This window comes from Arthrobacter sp. SO3, from assembly GCF_020532825.1.
Taxonomy (GTDB): domain Bacteria; phylum Actinomycetota; class Actinomycetes; order Actinomycetales; family Micrococcaceae; genus Arthrobacter.
This window is the reverse complement of the sequence record NZ_MQTS01000189.1, coordinates 15559-33196: the sequence shown is the minus strand read 5'-3', so window position 1 is coordinate 33196 and position 17638 is coordinate 15559. Positions and strand designations below refer to the sequence as shown.

Annotated in this window: 18 protein-coding genes; 17 read left to right on the top strand and 1 reads right to left on the bottom strand. The window is 64.5% G+C overall.

Translation table 11 applies throughout. The annotated features are described in order from the left end of the window. The 6 genes from thrB to BJQ90_RS17830 form a co-directional block, all read left to right on the top strand. Nucleotides 1-922, top strand: a 922-nt coding sequence (gene thrB / locus BJQ90_RS17855) for a homoserine kinase (protein ID WP_226761550.1), incomplete at its 5' end; no start/stop codon positions are given. 321 nt (nucleotides 923-1243) lie between these two features. Then, nucleotides 1244-3457 carry a transcription termination factor Rho gene (gene rho / locus BJQ90_RS17850; RefSeq protein ID WP_226761549.1) on the top strand — a complete coding sequence of 738 codons (2214 nt, stop codon included), beginning with the start codon at nucleotides 1244-1246 and terminating at the stop codon, nucleotides 3455-3457. A 193-nt stretch (nucleotides 3458-3650) separates the two neighbouring features. Then, nucleotides 3651-4724: a peptide chain release factor 1 gene (prfA, locus tag BJQ90_RS17845; RefSeq protein ID WP_226761548.1), complete on the top strand. Its 1074-nt coding sequence runs from the start codon at nucleotides 3651-3653 to the stop codon at nucleotides 4722-4724. Between the two features lie 16 nt (nucleotides 4725-4740). Next, the gene (prmC, locus tag BJQ90_RS17840; RefSeq protein WP_226761547.1) at nucleotides 4741-5613 is read left to right on the top strand and encodes a peptide chain release factor N(5)-glutamine methyltransferase; all 873 of its coding nucleotides are present in this window, start codon (nucleotides 4741-4743) and stop codon (nucleotides 5611-5613) included. A 36-nt stretch (nucleotides 5614-5649) separates the two neighbouring features. Further along, nucleotides 5650-6519: an L-threonylcarbamoyladenylate synthase gene (locus BJQ90_RS17835; RefSeq protein WP_226761546.1), complete on the top strand. Its 870-nt coding sequence runs from the start codon at nucleotides 5650-5652 to the stop codon at nucleotides 6517-6519. Beyond that, nucleotides 6516-7283: a WecB/TagA/CpsF family glycosyltransferase gene (locus tag BJQ90_RS17830; protein WP_226761545.1), complete on the top strand. Its 768-nt coding sequence runs from the start codon at nucleotides 6516-6518 to the stop codon at nucleotides 7281-7283. The genes BJQ90_RS17835 and BJQ90_RS17830 overlap by 4 nt, the downstream gene beginning before the upstream one ends. Here the strand turns inward: BJQ90_RS17830 and BJQ90_RS17825 are convergent. Next, nucleotides 7280-8176, bottom strand: a complete 897-nt coding sequence (locus BJQ90_RS17825; protein ID WP_226761544.1) for a glycosyltransferase — start codon at nucleotides 8174-8176, stop codon at nucleotides 7280-7282. The genes BJQ90_RS17830 and BJQ90_RS17825 overlap by 4 nt on opposite strands. A 296-nt stretch (nucleotides 8177-8472) precedes the next feature. On the opposite strand from BJQ90_RS17825, the gene BJQ90_RS17820 reads away from it, so the two are divergent. From BJQ90_RS17820 to BJQ90_RS17770, 11 genes are all read left to right on the top strand, one after another. Next, entirely contained in the window at nucleotides 8473-9606 is a 1134-nt protein-coding gene (locus tag BJQ90_RS17820; protein ID WP_226761543.1) for an MraY family glycosyltransferase, read from the top strand. Nucleotides 9607-9706: 100 nt separating this feature from the next. Continuing rightward, a complete protein-coding gene (locus BJQ90_RS17815; protein ID WP_226761542.1) occupies nucleotides 9707-10192 on the top strand; it encodes a hypothetical protein in 486 nt (161 codons plus the stop codon). Beyond that, nucleotides 10185-10514 (top strand): hypothetical protein, encoded by a 330-nt coding sequence (locus BJQ90_RS17810; protein ID WP_226761541.1) that lies wholly within the window; start codon nucleotides 10185-10187, stop codon nucleotides 10512-10514. The genes BJQ90_RS17815 and BJQ90_RS17810 overlap by 8 nt, the downstream gene beginning before the upstream one ends. A 91-nt stretch (nucleotides 10515-10605) precedes the next feature. Further along, a complete protein-coding gene (atpB, locus tag BJQ90_RS17805) occupies nucleotides 10606-11406 on the top strand; it encodes a F0F1 ATP synthase subunit A (RefSeq protein ID WP_226761540.1) in 801 nt (266 codons plus the stop codon). 78 nt (nucleotides 11407-11484) lie between these two features. Next, nucleotides 11485-11688: an ATP synthase F0 subunit C gene (gene atpE / locus BJQ90_RS17800; protein ID WP_160664848.1), complete on the top strand. Its 204-nt coding sequence runs from the start codon at nucleotides 11485-11487 to the stop codon at nucleotides 11686-11688. 57 nt (nucleotides 11689-11745) lie between these two features. Beyond that, a complete protein-coding gene (locus BJQ90_RS17795) occupies nucleotides 11746-12294 on the top strand; it encodes a F0F1 ATP synthase subunit B (RefSeq protein ID WP_226761539.1) in 549 nt (182 codons plus the stop codon). Continuing rightward, nucleotides 12294-13118: a F0F1 ATP synthase subunit delta gene (locus BJQ90_RS17790; RefSeq protein WP_226761538.1), complete on the top strand. Its 825-nt coding sequence runs from the start codon at nucleotides 12294-12296 to the stop codon at nucleotides 13116-13118. Before BJQ90_RS17795 ends, BJQ90_RS17790 begins: the two co-directional genes overlap by 1 nt. An 87-nt stretch (nucleotides 13119-13205) precedes the next feature. Continuing rightward, a complete protein-coding gene (gene atpA, locus BJQ90_RS17785; RefSeq protein WP_226761537.1) occupies nucleotides 13206-14843 on the top strand; it encodes a F0F1 ATP synthase subunit alpha in 1638 nt (545 codons plus the stop codon). Between the two features lie 75 nt (nucleotides 14844-14918). Beyond that, entirely contained in the window at nucleotides 14919-15812 is an 894-nt protein-coding gene (locus BJQ90_RS17780; protein WP_226761536.1) for a F0F1 ATP synthase subunit gamma, read from the top strand. A gap of 80 nt (nucleotides 15813-15892) precedes the next feature. Further along, a complete protein-coding gene (gene atpD, locus BJQ90_RS17775) occupies nucleotides 15893-17347 on the top strand; it encodes a F0F1 ATP synthase subunit beta (protein WP_226761535.1) in 1455 nt (484 codons plus the stop codon). 1 nt (nucleotide 17348) lies between these two features. Continuing rightward, entirely contained in the window at nucleotides 17349-17633 is a 285-nt protein-coding gene (locus tag BJQ90_RS17770) for a F0F1 ATP synthase subunit epsilon (protein ID WP_024366377.1), read from the top strand. Nucleotides 17634-17638 lie beyond the last annotated feature (5 nt).

Genomic DNA, 17638 nt, shown 5'->3' with positions numbered 1-17638 from the left:
GCTCGTCACGGTCCGGGTACCCGCCACGAGCGCGAACCTTGGCCCCGGATATGACAGCCTCGGCTTGGCGCTGTCGCTGTTCGACACCCTGACGGTGGAAACCCTGGACAGCGGGGAGCTGGAATTCGAGCTCAGCGGGGAAGGAGCCGAATCCCTGCCCCGTGACGCCACCCATCTGGTGGTGAGGGCCATCACGGAGGCCCTGCACCGCCTTGGTTTCCGGCACGAGGGCCTGAGGATCACGGCAGACAACGTCAATCCGCATGGCCGCGGCCTGGGCTCCTCGGCCTGTGCCGTCGTTGCCGCGGTGACCGCCGCCAACGCCCTCGTTCCGGAGGCGTCGCACCGGGACAAGGACTGGGTCCTGCAGCTCACCAGTGAAATGGAAGGCCATCCCGACAACGTCGCACCGGCGATTTTCGGTGGACTGGCGCTGTCGTGGCAGGACAGTGACCGGTACAGCAGCACCTGCGCGGCGGTCGCCCCTGCGGTCATCCCCGTGGTCGCTGTGCCGGACTTTGAGTTGTCCACCGAGGCTGCCCGTGCGCTGCTGCCCGCCTCGGTGGGCCACCACGCCGCGGCGATGAATTCGGGAAGGGCGGCCCTGCTGATCCACGCCCTGACGCAGAAACCGGAATTCCTGCTTGCCGGGACTGAGGATTACCTGCACCAGAGCTACCGCGCCGAGGCCATGCGGCCGAGCGCGGACCTCATCGCCGCGCTGCGGCGGGCAGGCTTTGCCGCCGTTGTCTCCGGGGCCGGCCCCACCGTGCTGGTCCTTGCCAATGGAGCGGCCCAGGCCGAGGCCGCGGTGGAGTTCATCGGCGCTTTCACGTCCGGCAACACGCCGGACGTGGGCTGGCGTGTGATGAAGCTGGCCGTGGACGTTGAAGGTGCTAAAGTGGAAGTGCACCGGCGGTAATCACGCAGGCGGTAATTCAGTTACTGTTCAAAGACCGCGATGTTGGCCAAGTTGCCTCTCTCATCTTTTACTGCGCAATATTTTCCGGTGCCACCTGCTTTTGGTCTGACGCAGGAATCCGCAGAAATATCTCTGCACCCTGAAAAGTCAGCCCGCCGTTCCTTTTCTTCCGGAACGCGCCAGGTGTAGCTGTATCCGGCCGTGCTGGCCAACATCCATCCGGCAAGGCCGAAATCCCGGCTGCAGATCTGAACTGCAGCCCAGATCAAATCATCGCGTCCAGCTCCTAGTCTGGGCGCCGTCGAGGGGGAAGGATCCTTCGTGACCGAAACCACTGAGCTGTCTTCAGCTGTGGAAACATCATCTTCTGCTGCCGGATCGTCAACGGCCGCACCCGCCAAGAGCAGCGGCCTTGCAGGCCTCAAGCTCGCCCAGCTGCAGGCTCTTGCGAGCCAGCTGGGGATTTCCGGCGGTTCCCGGATGCGGAAGGGCGATCTTGTGTCCGCCATTTCCGCACACCGCGCCGGTACTCCGGTAAGCAAGGCGCCGACCCGCGCCGCTGCGAAGGCGACCGACAACGGCACCGTGGCCCAGTCCGCGGCCCCGGCCGCACTGCCTGCCGCAGCCGAGTCCGAAGCCCCGGCCCAGGAAAACCCCCGTGCCCGCGGACGCGGACGCAGCCGCCGCGCCGGCAGCGATGGCGTCATCACGACCCCCGCGGCCGAGGCCCCGGCCGCACCCGCAGTGGAGGCGCCGGCCGCTTCCGCCGAGGCCGGCACTGTTGAGTCCGGCTCTGCCACCTCCGCGACGGAAGGCAGCGAACGTACCCGCCAGCCCCGCACCCGCAACCGCCGCCGCGGCGAAGCTGCCGAGCAGTCCGGCGGACAGGGCGCAGGGCAGAACACAGGGCAGAACACAGGGCAGAACGCAGCCCAGGCTGCACCCGCCGTCGAGGCGCCGGCCGAGCAGGCTTCCGGCGAGCAGCGCCAGGCCGAGCGCACGGAACAGCGTTCCGAGCAGCGCTCCGAACAGCGCCAGGCGGAACCGGGCAGCGAAGACGGCCAGCGCCGTGAGAGCAGCCGCACCCGTGGAGGCCGCGACGAAACCGCCGGCACCCGCGACACCCGCGACAACACTGGCACCCGCGATAACACCCGCGACAATGACGACAGTGACGGCGGCAGCCGCCGGAACCGCCGCAACCGGCGCGACCGCAATGACCGCAACGACCGTCCCGAGCGCTCCGGCGGGCAGGACAGCCGCGACAACACTTCGCGCAACGACCGCTTCCGCGACCGCAACGACCGCCGTCGGGGGCGTGTGCAGGGACCGGACGTCGACGACGTCGAGGTCACCGAGGACGACGTCCTGCTGCCCGTGGCCGGCATCCTGGACGTGCTGGAGAACTACGCGTTCATCCGCACCTCCGGTTACCTGCCGGGCCCGAACGACGTCTACGTGTCCCTCGCCCAGGTCAAGAAGTACAACCTGCGCAAGGGCGACGCCGTCGTCGGTGCCATCCGTGCACCGCGTGAAGGCGAGGCCCAGCAGGGCGGCCAGCAGCAGACCGCCCGCCAGAAGTTCAACGCCCTCGTCCGGGTCACCTCGGTCAACGGCAAGACCCCCGAGGAACTCAAGGACCGCGTTGAATTCGCGAAGCTCGTCCCGCTGTACCCCTCGGAACGCCTGCGCCTCGAAACGGACCCCAAGAAGATCGGCCCCCGGGTCATCGACCTGGTTGCCCCGATCGGCAAGGGCCAGCGCGGCCTGATTGTTTCGCCGCCGAAGGCCGGCAAGACGCTCATCCTGCAGTCCATCGCCAACGCCATCACCACCAACAATCCTGAGGTCCACCTCATGATGGTGCTTGTTGACGAACGCCCCGAAGAAGTCACGGACATGCAGCGCACCGTCAAGGGTGAGGTCATCGCCTCCACCTTCGACCGTCCCGCCGACGACCACACGACCGTGGCCGAACTTTCCATCGAGCGTGCCAAACGCCTCGTGGAAATGGGCATGGACGTTGTGGTGCTCCTCGACTCGATGACCCGCCTGGGCCGTGCCTACAACCTGGCGGCACCTGCTTCCGGCCGTATCCTCTCCGGTGGTGTCGACTCCGCAGCGCTGTACCCGCCGAAGCGCTTCTTCGGTGCAGCCCGCAACATCGAAAACGGTGGCTCCCTGACCATCCTGGCAACCGCGCTCGTCGAGACCGGTTCCAAGATGGACGAGGTCATCTTCGAAGAGTTCAAGGGAACCGGCAACATGGAACTGCGCCTGTCCCGCCAGCTCGCGGACAAGCGCATCTTCCCGGCCGTGGACGTCAACGCGTCCGGTACCCGCCGTGAGGAAAACCTGCTGTCCCCCGAGGAAGTCAAGATCATGTGGAAGCTGCGCCGGGTCCTGTCCGGACTTGAAACGCAGCAGAGCCTTGAGCTGCTGACCAACAAGATCCGGGAGACCCAGAGCAACGTCGAGTTCCTCATGCAGGTGCAGAAGACGACGCTTGGTGCGAAGTCCGACAACGACAAATAGCTGACGTCAACCGCTCGGTAATTGGCGGCCCTTCCCGGGCCGCCAGTTACCCGAGCGGTTGTTGCGTTAACCAGTGACTCCGCTTCAACAGCAACGCGGGGTCACTTAGAGCCCATCGGGGCCCTTGGAATGGGCCGTAAGTGACCCCGCGTTGCAGTAACTAGACTTGGTAAGAGTCGAAAGAGGTTTGAAAATGTTTGAGTCCGTTCAGGGCCTGTTGGATGAGCATGATGCCATCCAGGCACAGCTTGGGGATCCTGCTGTTTACGCTGACCAGAAGCTTGCCCGGAAGCTGGGGCGGCGCTCCGCACAGCTGAACGGCATCGTCGAGGCGTACCACGCGTGGCACGGCATCGAGGACGACCTTGCGGCGGCCCGGGAAATGGCGGGGGAGGACCCGGAGTTCGCGGCGGAAGTGCCCGAGCTGGAGGCCAAGCTGGAGACGGCCGCAGCCAAGCTGCGCCGGCTCCTGATCCCGCGCGACCCGGACGACGCCCGCAACGTGATCCTCGAAGTCAAGGGCGGCGAGGGTGGCGACGAGGCCGCCCTGTTCGCGGCCGACCTGCTGCGGATGTACACCCGGTACGCGGAATCCCGCGGCTGGAAGACCGAGATGATTTCCGCCAACGAATCGGACCTGGGCGGCTACAAGGATGTCCAGGTGGCCATCAAGGGCAACTCCAACGATCCGGCCGAGGGGGTCTACGCGCGGCTCAAGTTCGAAGGCGGCGTGCACCGCGTGCAGCGTGTTCCCGTGACGGAATCCCAGGGCCGGATCCACACCTCCGCCGCCGGCGTACTGGTGCTTCCGGAAGTGGATGAGCCCGAGGAACTCGAGATCAACCAGAACGATCTCAAGATCGACGTCTACCGTTCCTCCGGCCCCGGCGGCCAGTCCGTGAACACCACCGACTCCGCCGTCCGGATCACCCACCTTCCCACCGGAATCGTGGTGGCCATGCAGAACGAGAAGTCGCAGCTGCAGAACCGAGAGGCCGGCATGCGCGTCCTCCGCGCCCGCATCCTGGCCCACCAGCAGGAGCAGATTGACGCCGAGAACTCGGCCCAGCGCAAGTCGCAGATCCGCACCATGGACCGCTCGGAGCGCATCCGGACCTACAATTACCCGGAAAACCGGATCGCGGACCACCGCACCGGCTACAAGGCCTACAACCTGGACCAGGTCATGAACGGTGACCTCGAGCCGGTCATCCAGTCGGCCATCGAGATGGACGAACAGGCCCGCCTCGACGCCATCGGCGACTAGTCCGGCGCGCGCAGAGATGACAGAAGGAACCGGGCTGAGCCTCGCGGACGCGGTCCGCGGGGCCACCGCCGTCCTGGCCGCCGCGGGCGTCCCGAGCCCGCGGGTGGACGCCGAACTCCTCGCCGAGCACCTGCTTGGCGTTGGCCTTGGCCGGCTCCGCGCCCTGATGCTCGGTGACACGCCCGCCCCGGACGGTTACCAGGAGCTCGTTGCCGAGCGGGCCCAGCGGATACCGCTGCAGCACATCACCGGCGTCGCGCACTTCCGCTACCTGGAACTCGCGGTCGGGCCGGGGGTCTTCATTCCCCGCCCGGAAACTGAATCCGTGGTCCAGCTGGTGATTGACCGGCTGCAGGGTCTGGTGCACCCCAAGGTTGTGGACCTGGGCACCGGTTCCGGGGCCATCGCCGGCTCGATTGCGCACGAGATCCCCGGCGCGGAAGTCCATGCGGTGGAATACAGCGAGTTCGCGCACGCCTGGGCGGCGAAAAACTTGGCTCCCCTCGGCGTCCACCTCATCCGCGGAGACCTGCGCGATGCCCTGCCGGAACTCAACGGCACGTTCGACGCCGTTGTCTCCAACCCGCCCTACATTCCGGCCGAAGCGGTACCCAACGAACCCGAAGTGGCGCTGCACGATCCGCCCGAGGCGCTGTACGGCGGGGGAGCGAACGGCATGGAGCTTCCGACGGCGGCCGCGGCCTCCGCCGCCAGGCTGCTGGTGCCCGGCGGCTACTTCGTGATGGAACACGCCGAAGTCCAGGCCGGCTGGATCGCCGCAATGCTCGAGCGATCCGGGCGGTGGACCGCGGTGACCACCCATCGTGACCTCAACGGCAAGGACCGGGCCACCAGTGCCGTCCTCGCCGACCCGACTGCCCTGCGGTGACCAAAGCAACGCATGAAGTGATGAAAGAATGGGCCAGTGACGACTAGCTACGATTGCACGGCAGCTGAGCAACGCGCTGCAGGACTTGAACATGCCCAGCGGGCCATCCGGGAGCACAAGTGCGTGGTCTTCCCGACGGACACCGTGTACGGGATCGCCGCCGACGCGTTCTCCCCCCTCGCAGTGACCTTGCTGCTGGCCTCGAAGGGGCGCAGCCGCAAGATGCCCCCGCCTGTCCTCATCCCGCGGCTCAACGCCCTCGACGGCCTTGCCACGGACGTTCCGGCCGAGGCCCGGCGCCTTGCCGAGGCGTTCTGGCCCGGCGGGCTCACGCTCATCCTGCACGCCCAGCCGTCCCTCGACTGGGACCTCGGCGAGACCAGGGGCACCGTCGCCCTGCGGATCCCGGCCGACGACGTCGCCCAGGACCTGCTGACGCTGACCGGGCCGCTGGCCGTCTCCTCGGCGAACCGCACGGGCCAGGCCGCGGCGCAGACCGCCGCCGACGCCGAAGCCCAGCTTGCAGAGTCCGTGGAGGTCTACCTCGAAGGCGGCCCGCGTCCGGCCGAGGGTGCCGAGGCGCTGCCGTCCACCATCGTTGACGCCACCGCACTGCCGCTGCGGGTGGTCCGCCAGGGCGCCATCAGCCTGGAGCGGCTCCGCACGGTAGTCCCGGAAGTGCTGGGCGTCGGCGAGGAACCCGAAGCTGCGGCGGAGTTGCCGGTGGCCGAAGAGCCTGCTGCGCCTGCAGCCGAAGCGCCCGCTGCCCAGGAACCCGCGGCGGAGTTGCCGGTGGCCGAGAAGCCCGCTGCCACCGCGGAAGAGGAAGCCGTAGGAGAGTTGCCGGTGGCCGAAGCGTCCGCTGTCGCCGCGGACCGCCCCAGCCCGGGGGCCGGAACCGCATGACCCTCCAGCGACAGCGCGTCCCCGTCCTCGACGTGGATGCGACACCCCTGACTGTCCCCGAACTGACAGCGGTGCTCAGCCGCTTCGTCGCGGAAGGCACGACCCGCACCGTGGTGGGCCACAACCTCCACAGCGTCACGCTGTGCCATTCCGATCCGGGCTTCCGCGAGTTCTACCAGCACAGCGACGTCGTGCTGATCGACGGCGCCCCGGTGCTCATCCTTTGGGCCCGCGGCGGCGAGGCCCAGCAGGGTGAGGTCCCGGTCATGGACTACCGGCTGGGTTCCACGGACTGGATCCCCGCGCTGGCCAGTGTCGAGGGGCTCAAGCGGATCGCCGTGATCGGGGCCGGCCCCGTGGCCAACGCGCAGGCCGTGGACAGGCTGGCTGCCCTGGTCCCGCACGCCCGGGTCGCCGGAATGCCGGGGGAGGGCTGGAACGAGGAACTCGAAGAGTCCGCCGTCCAGTGGCTGTCAGAGTTCCGTCCGCAGCTGGTTCTGCTCGGGCTCGGCATGCCGTTGCAGGAACAAGTGCTCACGCGCCGGCTGGCGACGCTGCCTCCGGCGGTTTACTGTGCCGTTGGCGGGGCGATCGAGCAGATCGCGGGGATCCAGAAACTGGCGCCGCGTTGGCTCGGGCGCCTTGGCCTGGAATGGGCCTGGCGGCTTGTCCTCCACCCGCGGCGCGTCGCCTACCGGGTCTTCGGTGAGCCCTGGCTGCTCACCGGACTGCTGATCCGGCGCCGGCTACAGCCCAGGCGCTAGAACTTCTGGTCCTTCAGGGGACCGAAACCCTTGCCGCGCAGCCCGGCGGAAAAAGCCCCGAACCAGTCCGCGAGGCCCCGGAGGTCCCCCCGGCGCGTGAAGTAGCCGAGGTAGCCGCCCACATCGGCGACGAGCGACTTGATCCGGAAGTGGCGGCGGATCAGGTAGCCGCGGTTCCGGTAGTAGAAGTAGCGCTTGAACGCCGAGTCCGGAACGATCACATGCCAGCGGGCGCCGTAGACATGCTTGGTCTCGGCGAAGGCATGCGGGTGCGTGATCGCCGTCGTCGTGACGGTGCCGAACCTGATCCCGGCCTTGCGGAGCCTGATGGTGAAGTCCACCTCGTCACCGCGGATGAACAGGCGCATGTCCGGCAACCCGACCGTGAAAAAGACATCCGAACGGATCAGCGCGCCATTGAAGAAATGGCCGTCGTTCGGCAGGAAACCGATCTTCTCCACGTCGGCCCGGTCGTGGGTGACCTTGCCGTCCAGACGGAAGAAGAAGGACAACCGGTCGGGGTGGCCGGGGGCGACGACGAGGGGGACGACCGCCTCAAGCCCGCGCGCCTCCGCCTCGCGGACGAGGGTGGCCAGGCACTCCGGGTCGGCGGGTTCGGCGTCGTCGTCCATCATCCAGATCCAGTCGGCGCCGGTGGCGACTGCCTTGAGGATCGCCAGGGAGAATCCGCCGGCACCGCCAAGGTTGGCTTCGGACCGGACGTAATCCACATTCCGGTGCGCTTCCGCGACGTCCCTGGCCGGGACCGTGCCGGAATCCACAAGGCAGATGGAGCGAACCGCTGCTGTCTGGTTGTTGATGGCGTTCAGCAGAACTGCCAGCTCCCGGGGACGGTCAAACGTCACGGCAGCAACTGCAACCGACAGGGTCATCGAGTGTTCCTTTCAGCACGGCCGCCGGTGGTTTTCCCGCCGGCAACGGGCCGTGTGACGCGAAGACAGGTGGCCGATGGCATTAGTATCTTGACTAGAGTCCACTGTAATACAGCCCTGTCAGGCACTACGCACTGCCTGCCCTGCGCACGGCGACGGAGAAGTTTCATTTATTGCAAGACAGACCCACAGCGACTGAGTTCACCCCAATCCCGGAGTCACGAGGCATCACCGTGGTTCCGGGCTGCGCAACCGGGTGACCCTTGTGCCGACGGCTCCAAGCGGGTGTCTTCGCCGTGATTATGTACCTGCTCATGATGCTCTCAGCGGCAGTCGTGAGCTACATGGCTACCTGGGGTGCCCGCTTGGTCGGAAACCGGATGGAGCTGTTCTCGCCGATCCGCAGCCGTGACATGCACTCAACCCCCCTGTCGAGGCTCGGCGGCCTGGGGATCTTCGCCGGATTCCTCGTCGCCCTGCTCATTGCGAGCCAGTCGTTCTTCGTCAAGGACATCTTCCGTAACAACGACGCACCCTGGGGGATCCTGGCGGGTTCAGCCGTGATCGTCCTCGTGGGCGTGGCGGATGACCTGCTGGACCTGCGCTGGTGGGTCAAGCTGATCGGACAAAGCGCCGCGGCCCTGGTGGTGGCGGTCTGGGGGGTCCGGATGACAATCATTCCGTTCATCCCCGAGCCCATCGTGATCGAGACCGACGCCGTGAGCATCGTGCTGACGGCCGGCCTGATCGTGACCACCATGAATGCATTTAACTTCATTGACGGGCTCGACGGACTCGCTGCGGGCGTCGCCATCATCGGCGGAACGGCGTTCTTCCTGACGGCCTACTGGGTACACCGGACTGCCGTGCTGCTGGACCGCTCGGACCTGGCAACCCTGCTGACCGCCGTGCTCGTCGGCGCCTGCATCGGCTTCCTGCCGCACAACTGGTTCCCCGCGAAGATCTTCATGGGTGACTCGGGCGCCATGCTGATCGGCCTGATCATGGCGTCGGCCGGCATCGTGTCCACCGGGCAGATCAGCTCCGGGCTGTACGACCGGGCGAACGGTATCCCCACCATCATCCCGATTCTGCTGCCCTTCGCTGTGCTGTTCCTGCCGCTGCTGGATCTCTGCCTGGCCGTCGTGCGGCGCACCGCGCTCGGGCGTTCGCCGTGGTCGGCGGACCGCGGCCACCTTCACCACAAACTCCTTGACATCGGGTACTCACACCGCGGTGCTGTCATCCTGATGTACCTCTGGACCTGCGTACTGGCTTTCAGTGGCCTGGCGTTTGCCGTCTACCCGTGGCAGTTAGTCCTGGTCGGCGGGCTGGCGGCGATGATCATCATGGCCGGAATTACGGCCTGGCCGTACCTGCGCCACAAGGCCCCGGGACGGGGTCCTCGTTCGTCTGCAGAAGAGGGATGACGCGGGCTTTTCCGAATAATTTCTATCTATTGTAGAATTCAGGTGCGGTACTTCGCCGTGACATTCTGACCAGCAAACACCCCTCGACGATTGGGATCTGATGACCTCCAACGCCGAACCCGGACGAACGTCCGGCGCCGGAGAAGTTGGTGTCTCGGGTCCCACAAAGTCGTTGTGGCTGCGCCTGCTGGCCATCAGCTCGGCTGTTGGCGGCGGAGCCCTGCTGGTCACAAGCCTGGCCGCGCTCCTGCTCGACGGAATGGCGGCCGCGCTGTCGTCCCTCTTCGGCGGGACGCTGGTAATCGCCTTCTTCGCGATCAGCCTCCTCGTAGGCCACTTCGGCGGCCGCAATCACTCTTCCGGAGCCATCGGCCTGTTTGCGGCGACATATTTTATCAAGGTCGTCGGATTTGCCGTGGTGCTGTTCGCTATCGGCAGCCCCGACTGGCTGAACGGGCGCTGGTTCCTGGCCGGCGCCGTCGTGACTGTGGTGTTGTGGCAGGCCGCCGAGATTTATGGTTTCAGCAAGGCACGGCTCCAGCTCTACAACGACCCAGAGACCCCGGAAGGCGGCACCGATGTTTAGCCGCAACGACCGACGCCGGAAGACGCCCGGCACCCCCAAAACCAGCGCGGCCACCCCCGGTGTTTCGGACAACGGACGCGACGGCGGATACAACGCCGGGATCGCCGTCTTCAGCTACATTGTTGGCGGAATCATGGTCTGGAGTTTGATAGGGTGGGGTCTGGATAATCTGTGGGGAACCCGCTGGATTGTGCTCGCAGGCGCCCTGCTTGGAGCCGCGGGAGGGTTCTATCTTTCTCATATGCACGGCCTCACCAGTTCGCGTAATTCGGCTGGCGGGGACACTGCTGCACGTGGCCCGTCCAAGGACGAGGATCAGTAATGCCAAATAATTTCACACGGGGAGTTTCTGACAGCAACGTCGACTTTCCCCGACCAACGCCCAATGATGGACACTGCAGAGAGGAAACGCGTTGATCGCGCTTGCGCTCCCGGCCCAAGATTCAGGACCTTTTACGCCTCCTGGAATTGAAGAAATGCACCTGCCGGCAATCCTGCCGTGGGGGGCAGCCGAAGGATTCTCCAAGCAGATGCTGCTGGTTATCCTTTCGGTCGTTATTATCGCCACATTCTTTCTGATGGCTGCCCGCAAGGGTCAGCTCGTCCCCGGCAGGCTGCAGTTTGCAGGTGAAGCCGCCTACGGCTTCGTCCGCAACGGCATCGCCAAGGACATCATCGGCGGCAAAGACTTCATGAAGTACGTCCCGCTGCTGTTTAGCCTGTTCTTCTTCATCCTGGTGAACAACATCTACGGCGCCATTCCGGTGATTCAGCTCCCCACCTTCTCGCATGTCGGCGGCGCCTACGTGATGGCCGCGATCGTGTACGTCACCTGGATCGTGATCGGCGTCAAGAAGAACGGCCTGCGCTACTTCAAGCTGGCCACCGTGCCCACCGGAGTCCCGGGCTACATTCTTCCGATTGTGATTCCGATCGAGATCATCTCCAACTTCCTGGTCCGCCCGGTCACCCACAGCCTCCGTCTGTTCGCGACCATGCTGGCCGGCCACCTGATCGTGATGATCGCCGGTTCCGGCATCGAGTACCTCGTCACGCAGGAGAACCTCCTGCTGAAGGGCACGTCGATCCTTGTCCTTGGCGGTGCGATTGCCATGTACATGCTGGAAGCGCTGATCATGGTCCTGCAGGCCTATGTGTTCACCCTGCTGACCGCCATCTACATCGAAGGCGCACTGCACGCGGACAGCCACTAGGCACCCACAAACTTCCCCTCGTGGGATGAAGCAACCCAAACAACCTGCCGCACAGACGGCATCTTGAAAGGAAGAAATATGAACGGCAATCTCAACCTCGTAGGTTACGGTCTGTCCGCAATCGGCGGTGGTATCGGTGTTGGTCTCGTGTTCGCCGCTTACATCAACGGCGTCGCACGCCAGCCGGAGGCACAGCGTGTGCTCCAGCCGATCGCATTCCTCGGCCTCGCGCTGACTGAAGCTCTCGCCATCCTCGGCCTGGTCTTCGCGTTCGTTCTCTAGTCTGAACTTCAGAACTAAGCGAACATCCAGAACCGAGTAGAAAAGGACGGGTGAATTATGAATCAGCTGATCATCTCAGCCGCCGTTGAAGGCCAGTCGCCTTTGGTTCCCAATCCCTGGGAAATGGGCGTCGTCTTCGCCGGCTTTGCTGTCCTCATGTACATCGTGGTCAAGTACGTTGTCCCGATGTTCGAGAAGACCTTCGCAGAGCGTGCCGAGGCCATTGAGGGCGGCATTGCCAAGGCCGAAAAGGCCCAGGCAGAGGCTTCCGCTGCACTCGAAGAGTACAAGCAGCAGCTCACTGATGCCCGTGCCGAGGCCAACCGCATCCGCGAGGAAGCACGTGCCGAAGGCGCCCAGATCCTTGCGGACCTGAAGGAAAAGGCAGCTGCAGAGTCTGCCCGCATCACGGCCCAGGCTCACGCGGCGATCCAGTCCGAGCGCCAGGCGGCCGTTGTGTCGCTCCGCGCGGAGGTTGGCACGCTGGCCACGACGCTGGCAGGCCGCATCGTCGGCGAGTCGCTTGACGATGATGCGCGTTCGGCGCGTGTGGTTGACCGCTTCCTGGCAGATCTGGAGAACCAGAACGCAGGTGCAGCTAAGTAATGGCAGGTGTATCGAGCGAATCGCTGACCGCGGCCCTGGTGGCACTGGAAGCCAAGCTTCCTTTCGCCTCGCTGCAGTTGGCCAAGGAACTCTTCGGAATCCTGGGAACGGTGGACAGCTCGGCTGGCTTGCGCCGCGCCCTGACTGATCCGTCCCGCAGCGGTGACGAAAAGTCAGCGCTGATCAGGCAGCTCTTCGGCGGGAAAGTCTCCGCTGATGCTGTGGAAATCACGAGCGGACTGGCCGGCTCACGCTGGGCATCGGCTCGCGATATCGGCGATGCCCTCGAGACTCTTGCCGCTTCGGTGGTAATCGCCGTTGCTGAAAACAAGTCTGCCGTCACTGCCTCAGGGATCAGCGGTCTGGAAGCGCTGGAGAACGACCTGTTCTCCTTCAACCAGGTCGTCGAATCCAACCACGAGGTACAGCGTGCCGTGTCTGAACCGCAGGCGAGCCCGGCTGCCAAGGTTGTCCTGGCTGAAAAGCTTGTACCCAGTGCAAGCGAGGAGGCGAAGGTCCTCATCGGACAGGCGGTATCGCAGCCACGTGGCCTCAAGGTGACCAAACTCGTCCGTCGTTTCGCCGAGCTTGCGGCCAAGCGCCAGCAGCGCTGGATTGCAACGGTCAGCGTCACCCGTGCGTTGACGGAGACCCAGACCAGCCGTCTGCAGGCAGGGCTCAATGCCCTCTACGGCCGCGAGCTCAAGATCAATATGAACGTTGACCCGGCACTGATCGGTGGCATCCGGATCCAGGTTGGTGACGAAGTGGTAGACGCTTCGGTTCTCGCCCGCCTGGGCCAGCTTCACCGTCAGCTTGCTTAGCTAGCCGGACAAGCACAACTTAACGAAACGAAACCCCGGTCATCGTGAGCAACGATGATCACGAAAACAGGAGAGCAGGGACTGCAGATGGCCGAATTGACCATCAACGCCGACGACGTCCGTATTGCGTTGAACGAGTTCGCGGCGTCCTACGAACCCGGAAACGCAGAGCGCGTAGAGGTCGGCCGTGTAACAACCGCAGGTGACGGCATCGCCCGTGTTGAGGGCCTTCCCTCGGTCATGGCGAACGAGCTGCTTCGCTTCGAAGACGGCACGCTGGGCCTGGCCCAGAACCTCGACGTCCGCGAAATCGGCGTCATCATCCTCGGTGACTTCACCGGAATCGAAGAGGGCCAGGAAGTACACCGCACCGGACAGGTTCTGTCCGTTCCGGTGGGCGATGCCTTCCTTGGCCGCGTCGTTGACCCGCTGGGCGAGCCCATCGATGACCTCGGCGAGATCAAGGCCGAGACCACCCGTGCACTGGAACTCCAGGCGCCCGGCGTGACCCAGCGCAAGTCGGTCCACGAACCGATGCAGACCGGACTCAAGGCCATCGACGCCATGATCCCGATCGGCCGCGGCCAGCGTCAGCTGATCATCGGTGACCGTCAGACCGGCAAGTCGGCCATCGCCATCGACACGATCATCAACCAGAAGGCCAACTGGGCTTCCGGTGATGTCAACAAGCAGGTGCGCTGCATCTATGTAGCCATCGGGCAGAAGGCATCGACGATCGCAGCCGTCCGTCAGACGCTTGAGGACAACGGCGCACTGGAGTACACGACCATCGTGGCTTCCCCCGCGTCCGACCCCGCAGGCTTCAAGTACCTGGCACCCTACGCCGGTTCGGCGATCGGCCAGCACTGGATGTACGGCGGCAAGCACGTCCTCATTGTGTTCGATGACCTCTCCAAGCAGGCCGAAGCCTACCGTGCAGTATCGCTGCTGCTCCGCCGCCCGCCGGGACGCGAAGCCTACCCGGGCGACGTCTTCTACTTGCACTCCCGTCTGCTGGAGCGTTGTGCCAAGCTCTCTGACGAGCTCGGTGCAGGTTCGATGACCGGCCTGCCGCTCATCGAGACCAAGGCAAACGACGTTTCCGCCTACATCCCGACCAACGTGATCTCCATTACCGATGGCCAGATCTTCCTGCAGTCGGACCTCTTCAACGCCAACCAGCGTCCGGCCGTCGACGTGGGTGTCTCCGTCTCCCGCGTTGGTGGCGCCGCCCAGGTCAAGTCCATGAAGAAGGTCTCCGGTACCTTGAAGCTGGAACTGGCCCAGTACCGCGACATGCAGGCATTCGCAATGTTCGCGTCGGACCTCGACGCCGCATCGCGCCAGCAGCTGACCCGCGGCGCACGACTGATGGAACTGCTCAAGCAGGGCCAGTATTCGCCGTTCCCGGTGGAGGACCAGGTCGTTTCCATCTGGGCCGGCACCAACGGGTACCTCGACGACGTTCCGGTTGAGGACATCAACCGCTTCGAGACCGAGTTCCTGGAGCACCTCAAGCACAAGTCCTCCATCCTGACGACGCTGGCCCAGACCAACGTCATGAGCGATGACACTGCAGAAGCACTGAAGACCGCGATCGTGGACTTCAAGAAGGGCTTCTTCGGCGAGGGAGACAACCTCCTGGTGGGTGCGGGGCATGAAGAGCACACCCCCATCGACGAGGCACAGGTCGACCAGGAAAAAATCGTCAAGCAGAAGCGCTAGTTTCGCTGGCAGGGACTGCCGGGACCCACAAGGTTCCGGCAGTCCCGGCCATCGGGATCTTAGGAAAGGATAAGTATGGGAGCCCAGATCCGGGTCTACCGCCAGAAGATCAGCTCGACGACGTCGATGCGCAAGATCTTCAAGGCGATGGAACTGATCGCTACCTCGCGCATCGGCAAGGCCCGAGCACGCGTAGCAGCTTCACTGCCTTACGCAAACGCCATCACGCGTGCCGTTTCTGCTGTCGCAAGCCAGAGCGAAATCGACCACCCGCTGACCACCGAGCCGGAGCAGATCCGCCGGGCCGCCGTCCTGGTAATCACCTCGGACCGTGGCCTCGCAGGTTCGTACTCCGCGAGCGTGCTCAAGCAGGCGGAAGGCCTCAACGAGTTGCTCGTCGAGGAGGGCAAGGAAGTCAAGTTTTACCTGGTCGGCCGCAAGGCGCAGGCATACTTCGACTTCCGGAACCGTCCCTACGGGCGGGTCTGGACCGGCGGCACGGATGCGCCGGAGTTTGCCACCGCACAGGAAATCGGCGAGGCATTGCTGGCTGACTTTGCGACGGACTACGCCGAGGGCGGCGTCGACGAGATCCATGTCGTCTACACCCGTTTCAAGTCCATGGTCACGCAGGAGCCGACGGTTGTCCGTCTTCTCCCGCTGGAGGTTGTCGAAGAGCAGGCGGCGTCCGAAACGGACCTCCTGCCGCTCTACGAATTCGAGCCGGAAACGGAGCAGGTTCTTGATGCTCTGCTGCCGCGCTACATCGAATCACGTATCTTCGCCGCGATGCTGCAGGCAGCGGCTTCGGAGCTTGCTGCCCGCCAGCGGGCAATGAAGTCCGCCGGTGACAATGCCACGGACCTCATCAAGAAGTTCACGCGTCTGCGCAACACTGCCCGCCAGGCTGAAATTACGCAGGAGCTTTCCGAAATCGTGGCCGGTGCCGACGCGTTGAACGCGTCCTAGCCTCCCCGAGCTTGGATCCTGCTGTACCTGCACCAAAGTAAACTTAACCCCAACGCCATCTACTGAGTGAAGTGAGAGAGATGACTGCCACTGCTACCGAACACGTAGCCGCGACGACCGGTGCTACCGGCCGTATTGCACGTGTTATTGGCCCGGTTGTCGACGTCGAATTCCCGGCTGACGCAATCCCCTCGATTTACCACGCACTCACCACCGAGATTACTCTCAACGGTGAGACCAAGACCATCACGTTCGAGGTTGCCCTGCACCTCGGCGACAACGTCATTCGCGCCATCTCCCTGCAGGCAACCGACGGACTCGTCCGCGGTACCGCTGTGGTGGACACGGGCGCCCCCATCTCCGTGCCTGTCGGCGACGTCGTCAAGGGACACATCTTCAACGTCCTCGGTCAGCCGCTTGACGTGACTGAGGCCGAACTCGACATCACCGAGCGCTGGCCCATCCACCGCAAGGCCCCGGCCTTCGCGACGCTTGAGGGTTCCACCGAGATGATGGAAACCGGCATCAAGGTCATCGACCTTCTTACCCCCTACATCAAGGGCGGCAAGATCGGCCTGTTCGGCGGTGCCGGCGTCGGCAAGACCGTGCTGATCCAGGAAATGATCACCCGTGTTGCCCGCAACTTCGGCGGCACCTCGGTGTTCGCCGGTGTCGGCGAGCGTACCCGTGAAGGTAACGACCTCTGGGTTGAAATGGAAGAGGCGGGCGTCCTCAAGGACACCGCCCTTGTATTCGGCCAGATGGATGAGCCGCCGGGAACGCGTCTGCGTGTGGCACTGTCCGCCCTGACCATGGCGGAGTACTTCCGCGATGTGCAGAACCAGGACGTGCTGCTCTTCATCGACAACATCTTCCGCTTCACCCAGGCAGGCTCCGAGGTTTCCACCCTCCTCGGCCGCATGCCGTCGGCCGTGGGCTACCAGCCCAACCTGGCTGACGAGATGGGTCTCCTCCAGGAGCGCATCACGTCCACCAAGGGCCACTCGATCACCTCGATGCAGGCCATCTACGTCCCCGCGGATGACTACACCGACCCGGCCCCGGCCACGACCTTCGCACACCTCGACGCGACCACGGAACTTTCCCGTGAAATCGCTTCCCGTGGTCTGTACCCGGCCGTTGACCCGCTGACGTCGACATCGCGCATCCTGGATCCGCAGTACATCGGCAACGACCACTACAACACGGCCGTCCGCGTCAAGCAGATCCTGCAGAAGAACAAGGAACTCCAGGACATCATCGCCATCCTCGGCGTTGACGAGCTCTCTGAAGAGGACAAGATCGTCGTGTCGCGTGCACGCCGCATCCAGCAGTTCCTCTCGCAGAACACCTACACCGCCAAGCAGTTCACCGGCGTCGAAGGCTCCACTGTGACCATCAAGGACACCGTTGAAGGCTTCACGGCGATCTGCGACGGCGACCTCGACCACATCGCAGAGCAGGCGTTCTTCAACGTCGGCGGCCTGGATGACGTTGAGCGCCAGTGGGCCAAGATCCAGGAACAGACCAAGTAATATGGCTGAGCTTGAGGTTGAGATTGTCGCAGCGGACCACTTCGTGTGGTCCGGAGCGGCCACAATGGTCAAGGCCCGCACCAGCGATGGTGAAATCGGAATCCTGCCCGGCCACTCGCCCCTGCTGGCGATTCTGGCCGAAGGTGAGCTGGCAATCCAGCCGGTCTCCGGTGACCGCATTGCCGTAGTTGTCGACGGCGGTTTCTTCTCCGTCGACAACAACCGGGTCGTCATTGTCGCTGACAACGCCCAAATGGGCGACGCAGCTACTGCGGGGATCCGCTAGCACGA

Coding starts and splice junctions, on each gene's coding strand:
- prfA (WP_226761548.1), top strand. CDS start 3,651: ATGTTTGAGTCCGTTCAGGGCCTGTTGGATGAGCATGATGCCATCCAG.
- prmC (WP_226761547.1), top strand. CDS start 4,741: ATGACAGAAGGAACCGGGCTGAGCCTCGCGGACGCGGTCCGCGGGGCC.
- BJQ90_RS17830 (WP_226761545.1), top strand. CDS start 6,516: ATGACCCTCCAGCGACAGCGCGTCCCCGTCCTCGACGTGGATGCGACA.
- BJQ90_RS17825 (WP_226761544.1), bottom strand. CDS start 8,176: ATGACCCTGTCGGTTGCAGTTGCTGCCGTGACGTTTGACCGTCCCCGG.
- BJQ90_RS17815 (WP_226761542.1), top strand. CDS start 9,707: ATGACCTCCAACGCCGAACCCGGACGAACGTCCGGCGCCGGAGAAGTT.
- BJQ90_RS17810 (WP_226761541.1), top strand. CDS start 10,185: ATGTTTAGCCGCAACGACCGACGCCGGAAGACGCCCGGCACCCCCAAA.
- atpE (WP_160664848.1), top strand. CDS start 11,485: ATGAACGGCAATCTCAACCTCGTAGGTTACGGTCTGTCCGCAATCGGC.
- BJQ90_RS17795 (WP_226761539.1), top strand. CDS start 11,746: ATGAATCAGCTGATCATCTCAGCCGCCGTTGAAGGCCAGTCGCCTTTG.
- BJQ90_RS17790 (WP_226761538.1), top strand. CDS start 12,294: ATGGCAGGTGTATCGAGCGAATCGCTGACCGCGGCCCTGGTGGCACTG.
- atpA (WP_226761537.1), top strand. CDS start 13,206: ATGGCCGAATTGACCATCAACGCCGACGACGTCCGTATTGCGTTGAAC.
- BJQ90_RS17780 (WP_226761536.1), top strand. CDS start 14,919: ATGGGAGCCCAGATCCGGGTCTACCGCCAGAAGATCAGCTCGACGACG.
- atpD (WP_226761535.1), top strand. CDS start 15,893: ATGACTGCCACTGCTACCGAACACGTAGCCGCGACGACCGGTGCTACC.
- BJQ90_RS17770 (WP_024366377.1), top strand. CDS start 17,349: ATGGCTGAGCTTGAGGTTGAGATTGTCGCAGCGGACCACTTCGTGTGG.